Origin of the sequence: Micromonospora sp. NPDC005215, from assembly GCF_040607915.1 — a bacterium.
Taxonomy (GTDB): domain Bacteria; phylum Actinomycetota; class Actinomycetes; order Mycobacteriales; family Micromonosporaceae; genus Micromonospora.
Genome location: NZ_JBEXHQ010000026.1, coordinates 14,006 through 25,313 on the forward strand (window position 1 = coordinate 14,006; position 11,308 = coordinate 25,313).

At 71.8% G+C, this 11,308-nt stretch carries 13 protein-coding genes and 1 riboswitch; of the genes, 6 read left to right on the top strand and 7 right to left on the bottom strand.

Annotated elements, in window-relative coordinates:
• The first annotated feature begins 12 nt into the window (after positions 1 to 12).
• Positions 13 to 117: riboswitch (TPP riboswitch) on the top strand.
• 75 nt (positions 118 to 192) lie between these two features.
• The 3 genes from ABZU25_RS19905 (at position 193) to ABZU25_RS19915 (ending at position 3,124) form a co-directional block, all read left to right on the top strand.
• The gene (locus ABZU25_RS19905; protein ID WP_355030833.1) at positions 193 to 786 is read left to right on the top strand and encodes an ECF transporter S component; all 594 of its coding nucleotides are present in this window, start codon (positions 193 to 195) and stop codon (positions 784 to 786) included.
• A 110-nt stretch (positions 787 to 896) separates the two neighbouring features.
• A complete protein-coding gene (locus ABZU25_RS19910) occupies positions 897 to 2,327 on the top strand; it encodes an ATP-binding cassette domain-containing protein (protein ID WP_355030834.1) in 1,431 nt (476 codons plus the stop codon).
• On the top strand, positions 2,324 to 3,124 hold the full coding sequence (locus tag ABZU25_RS19915; protein ID WP_355030835.1) for an energy-coupling factor transporter transmembrane component T: 801 nt from the start codon (positions 2,324 to 2,326) through the stop codon (positions 3,122 to 3,124). The genes ABZU25_RS19910 and ABZU25_RS19915 overlap by 4 nt, the downstream gene beginning before the upstream one ends.
• 170 nt (positions 3,125 to 3,294) lie before the next feature.
• On the opposite strand, the gene ABZU25_RS19920 is transcribed toward ABZU25_RS19915, so the two are convergent.
• Positions 3,295 to 3,708 (bottom strand): hypothetical protein, encoded by a 414-nt coding sequence (locus ABZU25_RS19920; protein ID WP_355030836.1) that lies wholly within the window; start codon positions 3,706 to 3,708, stop codon positions 3,295 to 3,297.
• Positions 3,709 to 3,997: 289 nt separating this feature from the next.
• On the opposite strand from ABZU25_RS19920, the gene ABZU25_RS19925 reads away from it, so the two are divergent.
• Both ABZU25_RS19925 and gndA read left to right on the top strand, forming a co-directional pair.
• Positions 3,998 to 4,297: an MTH1187 family thiamine-binding protein gene (locus tag ABZU25_RS19925; RefSeq protein ID WP_355030837.1), complete on the top strand. Its 300-nt coding sequence runs from the start codon at positions 3,998 to 4,000 to the stop codon at positions 4,295 to 4,297.
• A gap of 104 nt (positions 4,298 to 4,401) precedes the next feature.
• Positions 4,402 to 5,844, top strand: a complete 1,443-nt coding sequence (gene gndA / locus ABZU25_RS19930; protein ID WP_355030838.1) for an NADP-dependent phosphogluconate dehydrogenase — start codon at positions 4,402 to 4,404, stop codon at positions 5,842 to 5,844.
• 37 nt (positions 5,845 to 5,881) lie between these two features.
• On the opposite strand, the gene ABZU25_RS19935 is transcribed toward gndA, so the two are convergent.
• From ABZU25_RS19935 to recO, 5 genes are all read right to left on the bottom strand, one after another.
• Positions 5,882 to 6,643 carry a pirin family protein gene (locus ABZU25_RS19935; RefSeq protein WP_355030839.1) on the bottom strand — a complete coding sequence of 254 codons (762 nt, stop codon included), beginning with the start codon at positions 6,641 to 6,643 and terminating at the stop codon, positions 5,882 to 5,884.
• Positions 6,640 to 6,840: a thioredoxin reductase gene (locus tag ABZU25_RS19940; protein ID WP_355030840.1), complete on the bottom strand. Its 201-nt coding sequence runs from the start codon at positions 6,838 to 6,840 to the stop codon at positions 6,640 to 6,642. The genes ABZU25_RS19935 and ABZU25_RS19940 overlap by 4 nt, the downstream gene beginning before the upstream one ends.
• Before the next feature lie 238 nt (positions 6,841 to 7,078).
• Positions 7,079 to 7,264 (bottom strand): hypothetical protein, encoded by a 186-nt coding sequence (locus ABZU25_RS19945; RefSeq protein WP_355030841.1) that lies wholly within the window; start codon positions 7,262 to 7,264, stop codon positions 7,079 to 7,081.
• Between the two features lie 71 nt (positions 7,265 to 7,335).
• Positions 7,336 to 8,148 carry an isoprenyl transferase gene (locus ABZU25_RS19950; RefSeq protein ID WP_355030842.1) on the bottom strand — a complete coding sequence of 271 codons (813 nt, stop codon included), beginning with the start codon at positions 8,146 to 8,148 and terminating at the stop codon, positions 7,336 to 7,338.
• A 4-nt stretch (positions 8,149 to 8,152) separates the two neighbouring features.
• Entirely contained in the window at positions 8,153 to 9,019 is an 867-nt protein-coding gene (recO, locus tag ABZU25_RS19955; protein ID WP_355030843.1) for a DNA repair protein RecO, read from the bottom strand.
• 102 nt (positions 9,020 to 9,121) lie between these two features.
• Here recO and ABZU25_RS19960 point away from each other — a divergent pair, with 102 nt between their 5' ends.
• Positions 9,122 to 9,928 (top strand): DUF4097 family beta strand repeat-containing protein, encoded by an 807-nt coding sequence (locus ABZU25_RS19960; RefSeq protein ID WP_355030844.1) that lies wholly within the window; start codon positions 9,122 to 9,124, stop codon positions 9,926 to 9,928.
• On the opposite strand, the gene ABZU25_RS19965 is transcribed toward ABZU25_RS19960, so the two are convergent.
• Complete coding sequence (locus ABZU25_RS19965) at positions 9,909 to 11,183, bottom strand: acyltransferase (RefSeq protein ID WP_355030845.1); 1,275 nt, start codon at positions 11,181 to 11,183, stop codon at positions 9,909 to 9,911. The genes ABZU25_RS19960 and ABZU25_RS19965 overlap by 20 nt on opposite strands.
• Between the last annotated feature and the right edge of the window lie 125 nt (positions 11,184 to 11,308).

Here is an 11,308-nt window from a genome sequence, read left to right on the forward strand (position 1 = left end):
ACGAGACAACTTCACATCCGACAGGGGAGCGCACAGCGCTGAGAGTGCGGGCACGCCCGCAGACCCTCGAACCTGATCTGGGTAATGCCAGCGCAGGGAGTTCGGTCGACCTCCAGCCGCGCCGCCGTCCGGTGCCACCGGACGCGCGGCGTGCGTCTTCTCCTGGTTCGCACGCAGAACTGGGAGCAACACATGAAATCCACAGCCGACACCAGCCGTTGGCGGACGGTCGACATCGTGGTCGCCTCGGTGATCGCTGTCGCCTTCGGCGTCATCTTCTGGGCCTGGGGCCTGGTCTGGAGCGCCACCGAGGGTGCGTTCGCGTTCTTCCCGCCGGCGCAGACGCTGCTCTACGGCGTGTGGCTGATGCCGGCCGTGATCGGCGGTCTGGTCATCCGCAAGCCCGGCGCCGCGCTCTACTGCGAGACGGTGGCCGCGGTCCTGTCCGCACTGCTGGGCAGCCAGTGGGCCGGCACGGTGATCCCGCAGGGCATCGTGCAGGGCATCGGCGCCGAGCTGGCGTTCGCCGCCTTCCGGTACCGGTCGTACCGGCTGCCGACCGCGATGCTGGCCGGCGCGTTGACCGGTCTCAGCGCCGCGTTGTTCGACTTCTTCGTGTGGAACGTCGACTACGCGCTAGGCGACTACCGCATCCCGTACGCGCTGATCACCATCGTCAGCGCCACAGTGATCGCCGGCGTCGGCGGTTGGCTGCTGACGAAGGCCCTGGCCAACACCGGCGTCCTGGACCGCTTCCCGGTAGGCCGAAACCGAGCCCTGATCTGACCCCCACCCGATGACGTTGATCAAGAGGTTCGCGTCAACGGAGGGCGATGCTCTGACGCGAACCTCTTGATCAACGGACTGGGGACGGGCGCGGCCGGGAGGGGGTGGGTGTGGGCGGGGTACTGCTGCGGGGGTTCGGGTGGCGGCATGCCGGGCGGCGCGCCTGGGCTGTGCGCGGGGTTGACCTGCGGGTTGAGGCTGGGGAGCGGGTGCTGCTGCTGGGGCCGTCCGGGGCCGGCAAGAGCACGTTGCTCAGCGCGCTGGCGGGGCTGCTGCCGGAGGATTCCGGCGAACAGGAGGGCACCGTCGAGATCGACGGGCTCGACCCGCGCAAGGGGCGGGAACGGGTCGGCATCGTCTTCCAGGACCCGGAAACCCAACTGGTGATGGCGCGCTGCGGCGACGACGTCGCGTTCGGGCTGGAGAACCGCGGCGTACCGGCCGACGAGATCTGGCCCCGGGTGGACGAGGCGCTGCACCGCGTCGGCTTCCCGTACCCCCGGGACCGCCCCACCGCCGCGCTCTCCGGCGGCGAGCAGCAACGCCTCGCCCTGGCCGGCGCGCTGGCGTTGCGTCCCGAGCTGCTGCTGCTCGACGAGCCGACCGCCAACCTCGATCCGGCCGGGGCCGACCTCGTCCGCCAGGCGGTGGCCGGCGCGCTGCACGCCGACACCACGCTGATCCTGGTCGAGCACCGGGTCGCCGAGGCGCTGCCGCTTGTCGACCGGGTGATCGTCCTGGAACCGGGCGGCGGGGTCCGCGCGGACGGCACACCCGAGGCGGTCTTCGCCGCACACGGCGCGGCGCTGGCCGCCGAGGGGGTCTGGGTGCCCGGTCACCCCAGCACGCCCCGACCCGCCACCGCCGCGCCCGGGGAGCTGTTGCTCACCGCCGACCGGCTCGGCCTGCCACCCCGGCTGGGCCGCACCGACCTGGCGGTACGCGCCGGCGAGGCACTCGCCGTTCGCGGACCCAACGGCGCCGGCAAGTCCACCCTGGCGTTGCTGCTCGGCGGGTTGCTCCGGCCGGGCGGCGGACGCGTCACCGCCTCCGTCGAGCTGGCCGGCACCGACCACCGCACTCCACCGCACCGCTGGCGGGCACCCGCACTGGCCCGGCGGATCGGGTCGGTCTTCCAGGATCCGGAGCACCAGTTCGTCACCAGCACCGTCTTCGACGAGCTGGCGCTCGGCCCACGCCGGACCGGTCAGCCCGAGGCGGCCGTCAAGGAGACCGTGACCGGGCTGCTCGAACGGCTGCGACTGGTCCACCTCGCCGCCGCCAACCCGTACACCCTCTCCGGTGGTGAGGCGCGGCGGCTGAGCGTGGCGACCGCCCTGGCCACCGCGCCCCGCCTGCTGATCTGCGACGAACCCACCTTCGGTCAGGACCGGCGGACCTGGCGGGAGCTTGTGGATCTCTTCGCCGACCTACGCGACGCCGGACACGGCGTGGTCGCGGTCACCCACGACGCGGACTTCGTGGCCGCGCTCGCCGACCGAACCGTCACCCTGCGACGGGCCGCGGACGACGCCCGATGATCAACATTGAGCCAGTCGCCGCGCCCGGTGCGCCGTTGGCCCGCCGCAACCCGGTGGCGAAGGTCGCCGCCGCGCTGGTCTTCTCGTTCACCCTGCTCGCCACCCTGGACCCACTGGCCCCGGCGATCGCCATCGCGCTCGAACTCGCCGTGCTGCCGCTGTTCGGCATCGGCTACCGGGTGCTGGCCCGGCGGGCCTGGCCGCTGCTCCTCAGTGCCGCCGGCATCCTGGTCACCCTGGTGCTCTTCGCCGCCGACCGGTCCGGCCGGGTCCTGCTGGACGCGGGACCGGTCCTGGTGAGCACCGGCGTGCTGCTCACCGCGCTCGGGCTGGTGCTGCGCGTCTTCGCGGTGGCCCTGCCCGGTGTGATCGTCTTCGCGACCACCGACCCCACCGACCTGGCCGACGCGTTGATCCAGAACGCGAAGGCGCCGGCCCGGTTCGCCATCGGAGCGCTGGCCGCGTTTCGTCTGGTGCCGCTGCTCGGACAGGAGTGGCAGATGATCAGCATGGCCCGACGCGCACGCGGCGTCGACGCGGGACGCAACCCGGTCGCGAAGCTGCGACTGTTCGCCTCCACCGCGTTCGCGCTGCTGGTCGGGGCGATCCGCCGGGGCACCCGCCTCGCCGTCGCGATGGACGCCCGGGGCTTCGACGCCGGCACGCCCCGGACCGTGGCCCGCCACCAACGCTTCACCCGCGCCGACGCGCTCCTCATCGCCGGGGCCGCCGTGCTGGCTGGCGCCGCCCTCACGACAAGCGTCCTGGTCGGCACCTTCCGCCCCCTGATCAGCTGAGCCCACCCCCGGTTGTCCGCGCGCCGCCCGCTGCCCGCTGCCCGCTGCCCGCGGGCAAGATCCGCACAACATCAGGGATGTAGTGGCCTCGTTGGCGAAGGAGGCCACTACATCCCTGATGTTGCTGTCACCCTCCAGCGCCCACGGACGGCGGGGCCGGGGAGGATCGGTCAGCTGCGGCGGAAGGCGTAGCGGCGGGTCTGGCCGGCCTGTTGGCTGCGGCCGTTGCCCGAGCGGTTGCCGCCACCCTGCGGCGGACCCGCCGTCGGTGCCGTCGGTCGACCGGCCGCCTTGGGCAGATCTTCCACCGCGGGCGCGTCGACCGCCGCCGGCACGTCGACCGGCAGCGCCAACGCATCCGAGACAGCCGCCACCGGCAGCCCCGGCTCGACCAGCAGCCCTGGCTCGACCAGCAGCGCCGGCAACCCCGGCTCGACCAGCAGCGCCGGCACCGCCGGCTCGACCGGTTCGACGGCGAGGTCGGGGCGGGTGGGTAGGAGCGGGCCGTGCTCGGCCGCCGGGTTAATGCCGAGTGGCGTCGCCCTGGGGGTACGGGTCTTCTTCGGATTGCGCCTGGCAGGCATCCGGGCCTCCTTCGGTGCCGACCGGCTCGGCCGGTCCCGCGTTCCGGCGGTCGGTCGGATCGGCTGGTGACCGCCGCGCGCGACGGTCGAACGGGAGAGAGACTGCTCACCGGGGTCGGGCCGGGCCAGCGCCGCCGAACTGCGGGTGGGATGCGGGACGCCCAGGAGCGCACGGACCGCGTCGCGGGGCGGCGGGCCGGCTCGGAGAAGGGGCGTCAGTAGCGCATACCCGCACACTATCGGCTGGTCGTTCCTCGGCGCAGCCGATTTTCCTGGCACCATCGGCGGCATGCTTATCGCGTTCTCGGTAACCCCGCTCGGTGTCGGTGAGTCTGTCGGTGACCTGGTCGCCGAGGCGGTACGCGTGGTCCGCGACTCGGGCCTGCCCAATCGCACCGATGCCATGTTCACCACGATCGAGGGTGAGTGGGACGAGGTGATGGCGGTCGTCAAGCGGGCGGTCGACGTGGTGGCCGCGCAGGCGCCCCGGGTGAGCGTGGTGCTCAAGGCCGACATCCGCCCGGGGGTGACGGACGCGCTCACCGCGAAGGTGGCGCATGTGGAGGATCGCCTGGCCCAGCAGAGCTGAGCAGCATTGGCCGGTAACCGGCTGTCGAGACGACACGCCCACGTTTCGCCGCACCGCGATACGGTCCTAGCACGGAAGTCCGACGGCGAGAGGTGGCGGCACGAATGGCTGAGCAGGCGACGGCGCAGATCGGTGTGACCGGGTTGGCGGTGATGGGCCGGAACGTGGCCCGCAACCTGGCCCGCAACGGCTTCACGGTGGCGGTGCACAACCGGACGCCTGCGCGTACCCGGAGCCTGATCGCCGAGCACGGCGACGAGGGCACGTTCGTGCCCGGCGAGACGATGGCTGATTTCGTGGCGTCGCTGGAACGGCCCCGCGCGGTGATCGTGATGGTCAAGGCGGGCGCGCCCACCGATGCGGTGATCGACGAGTTGGTGCCGCTGCTGGAGGAGGGCGACATCATCGTCGACTGCGGCAACGCCCACTTCGCCGACACCCGCCGTCGGGAGGAGGCGCTGCGCGCGCAGGGGCTGCACTTCAGCGGCACCGGCGTCTCCGGTGGCGAGGAGGGCGCGCTGCTCGGGCCGAGCATCATGCCCGGCGGCTCCGCCGAGTCGTACGCCAGGCTCGGCCCGATGTTCGAGAAGATCGCCGCCCAGGTGGACGGCGTGTCGTGCTGCACCCATGTCGGGCCGGACGGCGCCGGGCACTTCGTCAAGATGGTGCACAACGGCATCGAGTACGCCGACATGCAGCTCATCGCCGAGGCGTACGACCTGCTTCGAGCCGGTCTGGGCGCGAAGCCGGCGGAGATCGCGGAGATCTTCCGCGACTGGAACGGCGGCGAGTTGGAGTCGTTCCTCATCGAGATCACCGCCGATGTGCTCGCGCACACCGACGCGGCGACGGGCCGCCCGTTCGTCGACATCGTGCAGGACCGGGCCGAGCAGAAGGGCACCGGTCGATGGACCGTGCAGAGCGCCCTGGACCTGGGCATTCCGATCACCGGGATCGCCGAGGCGACCTTCGCCCGCTCGCTCTCCGGGCACGTCGACCAGCGGGAGGCGGCACGGCGGGCGTTCCCGGACGCGGGTGAGCAGTGGCAGGTCGCCGACCGGGACGCGTTCGTCGAGGACGTCCGCCGGGCGCTGCTCGCTTCCAAGATCGTGGCGTACGCGCAGGGCTTCGACCACATCCGCGCCGGCAGCCAGGAGTTCAACTGGGACATCGACCTCGGCGGCACGGCCACGATCTGGCGGGGCGGCTGCATCATCCGGGCCCGCTTCCTCGACCGGATCCGCGAGGCGTACGACGAGAAGCCGGACCTGCCGACGCTGCTTGTGGCACCGTACTTCGCCGAGGCGGTCGCCGCTGGTGTGCCGAGCTGGCGGCGGGTGGTGGCCGACGCGACCCGGGCCGGTGTGCCGACCCCGGCGTTCTCCTCGTCGTTGGCGTATTTTGACGCGCTGCGCGCCGAGCGCCTGCCCGCCGCGTTGATCCAGGGCCTGCGGGACAATTTCGGCGCGCACACCTACCAGCGGGTGGACCGCGAGGGCTCGTTCCACACCACCTGGGCCGCGGACCGTACCGAGTCCCCCGCCTGACGTCGACGCCGGTCACCTGGCCCCGCCGCTGGTGGGGTCAGGTGACGGTGGCGTGCATCTCCCAGACGAGGATCTCGGCCGGCTCGTCGGCGGTGACCCGCCGGCCGCCGGTCATGGTGAGCCGGGCCGCGTCGCCGGTGCCGAGCGGGCCGCTGCCCTCCAGGGTCACCGTGCCGTTGGGCACGTACAGGTGCACGAAGGGCGCGTCGGGGATGGTGACGGCGTCGCCGGGGGTGAGGCGGGCGGCGTGCAGGGTCGCGTACCGGTTACGGATCCGGATCGCGGACGCACCGTCGTAGCGGTCCATTCCGGAGGCGATCGGCACCAGGCCGCCGCGGAGGAGTTCGTCCTCGATCTCCAGCTGCTCGTAGCCGGGGTCGACGCCCTGTTCGTCGGGGAGCACCCACATCTGCACGAAGTGGACCGGGTCGGTGTGTGGTTCCTGGTTGTTGAGTCGCCAGGCGTCGTTCTTCTCCGAGTGCAGGATGCCGGTGCCGGCGCTCATCCGCTGGGCCAGGCCCGGGTAGATCACCCCGGAGTGGCCGGTGGAGTCCTGGTGCACCAGGGAGCCGCGCAGCACCCAGGTGATGATCTCCATGTCCTCGTGCGGGTGGGTTTCGAAGCCGGCCCCCGGGCGCACCACGTCGTCGTTGTTGACAAGCAGCAGGCCGTGGTGGGTGTTGGCCGGGTCGTAGTGCCGGGAGAACGAGAACGAGTGCTTGGAGTCCAGCCAGGAGATCCGGGTGGCGAAGCGGTCGTCGGCGCGGCGCACGTCGACCGACGGCGCGGGAGCGGTCACCAGGCACGCTGCGCGGTGTCGGGGGTCGTGGGTGCCCAGGTGAGGGCCGGCTCACCGGTGGCCAGCTCGGCGATCTCACCGGTCCGCAACTGCGGTGTGTGACCGAACTCGGCGCAGTGCTGCTCGGCGATCTCGGCACAGATGTCGGCCACCTGCGCACAGATCGGCTCACCCAGATCCGCGGCGTTCAACGCCATGATCATTTTGTACCGGAGATCCCGCACAGCCACCCCCACCGCCGTCGTCCCGCCACCTTCGGACCCTACCCGGCCCGATCCCCCGTCACCCCGGAACAGCGCCACACCCCACGCCCGCCTCAGGCCACGCCACCCCGACAGGCGCCGCAACACCCCAAAGGCGCCGCAACACCCAAAGGCGCCGCAACACCGAAAGGCGCCGCCCGCTCGAATGCGGGCGGCGCCTGAGGTCGGGGGGTCAGAAGAACCGGCGCCGCCTGGCCTTCTGGGGACGCATGAGGTCCGCGCCCCTGGTGAGCAACCGGGTCATCCCGGAGGGACCACGCCGGGCCTCCAGGGTGTGGCTGAGCCGGCGGGCACCGGCAGCTGCCACGGGCACCGCGACCGCCATCACCGCCCACTGGGCAATGCGCTTCTGGATCATGTGGGTTCACCTCCGTCAGTGGTTTCTGACAACGGTGATACCCAGAGTGACGGGAGAGTAAGCGCGTCGGCTCAGATCACCGGGGCGACCGGGTTGGGCAGCGCCCCGCCGAAGCGTCGGTCCCGCTGCGCGTACAACTCGCACGCATACCAGAGGTGGCGGCGGTCGAAGTCGGGCCAGAGCGTGTCCAGGAAGACCAACTCGGCGTACGCGGCCTGCCAGAGCATGAAGTTGGAGATCCGTTCCTCCCCCGAGGGACGCAGGAACAGGTCCACCTCCGGGATCTCCGGGTGGTAGAGGTACTTGGCCACGGTCTTCTCGTTGACCTTGGCCGGATCCAGTCGGCCGGCCGCCACGTCGCGGGCGATCGCGGCAGCCGCGTCGCCGATCTCGGCCTGCCCGCCGTAGTTGACGCAGAACTGCAGGGTCAACGTCGAGTTGTCCCGGGACATCTCCTCGGCGGTCTGCAACTCGGAGATGACGCTCTTCCACAACCGGCCGGACCGACCCGACCAGACCACCCGGACGCCGAGGTCGACCAACTGGTCACGGCGACGACGGATCACGTCCCGGTTGAACCCCATCAGGAACCGGACCTCGTCGGGCGAGCGTCGCCAGTTCTCGGTGGAGAACGCGTACGCCGACAGGTACGGGATACCCATCTCGATCGCGCCCTCGATGGTGTCGAAGAGGCTGTGCTCTCCCGCCTCGTGCCCCTTGGTGCGGGCCAGTCCGCGATCCTTGGCCCAGCGACCGTTGCCGTCCATGACCACCGCCACGTGCTTCGGCACCGCCTCGGTGGGCAGCGCCGGCGGCCGGGCGCCGGACGGGTGAGGTGTCGGCGGCGTCGGCTCGCGCCGGCCAGCCTTCTTCGATCGGATCACTCGGTCACTCCCTGTTCGCGCCGTCCGCCCCGGCCTCGACGTCGCCACGTGGCCGGAGCACCACGACCCCGGTGCCATCCGGCGGCGAGGTCGTGCCGGCCGCCGAGGGACCCCGGTCGACCAGCGGCAGCGAGCGTAGCGCGCGCTCCAGGTGCCATTGCAGGTGAGCCGCGACCAGCCCACTGCACTCCCGGCGTACGCCGGATTCGGTGGCGTCGGCGAGCACCCAGTCGCCGGTGGTCAGCGCGGACATCAGGTCGATGGTGGCCGGCGCGGGGTGGGCCGCGCCAGGCGGTCGACAATCCGGACAGACCGCGCCGCCGGCCGGCACGGAGAAGGCCCGGTGCCGCCCGGGGGTGCCGCAGACCGCACAGGCGATCAACGCCGGCGCCCAGCCGGCGAGGGTCATCCCCCGCAGCAGGTACGCGTCGAGCACCAGGGTGGTGGCATGCTCGCCCCGGGACAGCGCCTTCAGCGCACCCACGGTGAGCTGGAACAGTCGCAGCGACGGCTCCCGCTCGACCGGGGTCAGCCGCTCGGCGGTCTCGGCGATCGCGCTGGCCGCCGTGTAGCGGGGATAATCCCCGAGGAACCGCTTGCCGTACAGGTCGATGCCCTCGACCTGGCTGACGGTGTGCAGCGAGCTGCCGTGGTTGCCCTTCGGGTCACCGGCGAGCTGGAGGTCGACGTGACCGAACGGCTCCAGCCGTGCACCGAACTTGCTGGTGGTGCGGCGGATCCCCCGGGCCACCGCGCGCAGCCGGCCGTGCCGACGGGTGAGCAGCGTGATGATCCGATCGGACTCGCCGAGCTTTTGCACACGCAGCACCACCGCGTCGTCGCGGTAGAGCTGTCGGCGATACCCGGCCATCGGGCCATTCTCCCTCGGGGTGTGAAATCAGGGTTGGTTCGGGGTGGATGCGCGGACGAACCCCGATGTGCCCGACTCGTCGCCGGCCGTAGCGTGCTGGTCATGGCAATGCACCCCACCACCAGCGCCGTCCGTCGCGCCACCGCGCCTGTCGTTCTCGGCCTGGCAACCGCCCTCATCCTTGTCGCCGGGTGCGACAACCTGGCCATGCGTCGGCTCGACTACGACAACACCGAGGCGGCACAGGTCACCACGATTCGGGTGTCGGGTGGTTCGGGCGACGTGGTGGTCCGCGGCACCGGCCCGGCCTCGCAGGTGCGGATCAAGCGGGTGGTGCGCTATCAGGGCGGTGAACCCGACAACGCCCGGTACGAGATCAAGGGCAACGAGCTGGTGTTGGACACCGACTGCGGCTCGCGGTGCAGCATCTCCTACGAGGTGTGGGTGCCCGAGGGCGTGGCGGTGCAGGGCGAGACGAGCTCCGGCAACGTCGAGCTGAGCCGGGTCGGCGCGGTGGACCTGCGGCTGAGCTCGGGCGACGTGCGGATCTCCGGTGCGTCGGGCGCGCTCGGGGTGGAGGCCCAGTCCGGCAACATCGAGGTGAGCGAGGCCGCCGCCGCGGTACGGCTGCGCGCGTCGTCCGGAGACATCAACGCACGCCGGCTGAGCGGCACTGTCGACGCGGAGGCCACCTCCGGCAATGTCAACGTCGAGCTGGACAAGCCCGCTTCGGCCCGCGTCCACGCGTCCAGCGGTGACGTCACGCTGCTGGTTCCGGAGGGCAGCTACCGGGTCCGATCCGACGCCGAATCCGGCGACAAGACCGTCACCGTGGCCGACAATCCGGCGGCGTCCCTGGTGCTCGACGGTTCCGCCAGCAGCGGCAATCTCACGATCCGCGAGCGTTGATCCCGAAGCTGGCCGGCTCTCCGGCGACCCGCTGCGCCGGCACCACCGCTCGGTCGCCGGTCGCCTCCGCCACCCCGGCACCGTCCGCCGCCGCTTCGCCGCCCGGCCCGATCGCCGCATCGGCACCGTCCGCCGCTTCGCCGCCGGGCCGGATCGCCGCTCCGGCACCGTCCGCCGCTTCGCCGCCCGGCCGGATCGCCGCATCGGCCCGGAGCGGCGATCCGGTACCCGTGCCGGCCGCTGGCTCGACGGGCCGCTCCGGACCACCGGGGACCAACTCCGGGGGGCGACCCGCTGCGACGTCCTCGACCCAGCCGACGGCCAGGGTGACCAGGCCGACAAGCGCGAAGACGAGCAACACCCGGACGGCCAACCCGACCGGGTCCTGATGGGACCAACCCACCACGTCGACAAGCGGGGTGAGCGCCACCACGAACGGCATGTGCCAGAGATAGATGGTGAGCGCCCGCCGGTTGACCACGGTCACCGCCCGGTCGGCCAGTCGGTTGCGGCCCAGCCAGGCCACCCCGGCGGGCGCCCGACCCAGCACGACCAGGATGAACGCGGCCGACCAGAGGGCGTTGCCCAGGTGGTTGTCGTTCAGGTCGTACCCGCGTGGCCCGGGATGCCCGACGATCCAGGCGCCGCCGGCCACCGCGAGTGCGAGCGCCACCGGGTAGAGCACCCGCCCGGTGAGCCGGCGCAGCATCCCGGCGTGTTGGGCGAAGCCGAGCAGCCACGCCCCGAAGTAGAGCCCGAACTCACGCAGCACCGGCGGCGCCGGGTAGATCCCCACCTCGATCGCCACCAGCAGGAGGTACGGGGCCAGCAGGGTGGGCAGCGGAGCACGGCGGAACAGCCAGAGCGCGACCGGTGAGGCGAGCACGAACCACAGGTAGTCGCGCAGGTACCAGATGATGCTCAGCGCCAGGGCACCCCAGTGGTTGGCCGGCGGGTCGGCGACCGGAAACAGCCACAGCAGCACCCGGGGTGTCACTGGCAGCCCGCTGAGCAGCATCGCGGGTACGAAGACCACCGCCAGGACCCAGAGTGACGGCAGCAGCCGACGCAGTCGACGCCCGACCGCCGCTGGCCCGGAGCGGGTCAGCGACGCGGCCATCAGCGAGCCGGCCAGCGCGAACATCACCGACATGGCGGGGAAGACGAGGGTGAGGGCCGCCCACCCGGTGACGTGGTAGACGATCACTCGGACGATGGCCAGGAAACGGAGCACGTCGAGGTACCTGTTGCGCATCAGCCTGCATCTGGGTCGGGGACGCCGGGCGTATCTCCCCTACCCTGCGCGACGCCCGCACCGGACGGCCGCGACCCCCGACCGAAGGTGAAACACCCCATTCACCCGACCGAAGACGATCATGC

Coding starts and splice junctions, on each gene's coding strand:
- ABZU25_RS19960 (WP_355030844.1), top strand. CDS start 9,122: ATGGCAATGCACCCCACCACCAGCGCCGTCCGTCGCGCCACCGCGCCT.
- gndA (WP_355030838.1), top strand. CDS start 4,402: ATGGCTGAGCAGGCGACGGCGCAGATCGGTGTGACCGGGTTGGCGGTG.
- recO (WP_355030843.1), bottom strand. CDS start 9,019: ATGGCCGGGTATCGCCGACAGCTCTACCGCGACGACGCGGTGGTGCTG.
- ABZU25_RS19920 (WP_355030836.1), bottom strand. CDS start 3,708: ATGCCTGCCAGGCGCAATCCGAAGAAGACCCGTACCCCCAGGGCGACG.
- ABZU25_RS19945 (WP_355030841.1), bottom strand. CDS start 7,264: ATGATCCAGAAGCGCATTGCCCAGTGGGCGGTGATGGCGGTCGCGGTG.
- ABZU25_RS19915 (WP_355030835.1), top strand. CDS start 2,324: ATGATCAACATTGAGCCAGTCGCCGCGCCCGGTGCGCCGTTGGCCCGC.
- ABZU25_RS19905 (WP_355030833.1), top strand. CDS start 193: ATGAAATCCACAGCCGACACCAGCCGTTGGCGGACGGTCGACATCGTG.
- ABZU25_RS19925 (WP_355030837.1), top strand. CDS start 3,998: ATGCTTATCGCGTTCTCGGTAACCCCGCTCGGTGTCGGTGAGTCTGTC.
- ABZU25_RS19940 (WP_355030840.1), bottom strand. CDS start 6,840: ATGGCGTTGAACGCCGCGGATCTGGGTGAGCCGATCTGTGCGCAGGTG.
- ABZU25_RS19965 (WP_355030845.1), bottom strand. CDS start 11,183: ATGCGCAACAGGTACCTCGACGTGCTCCGTTTCCTGGCCATCGTCCGA.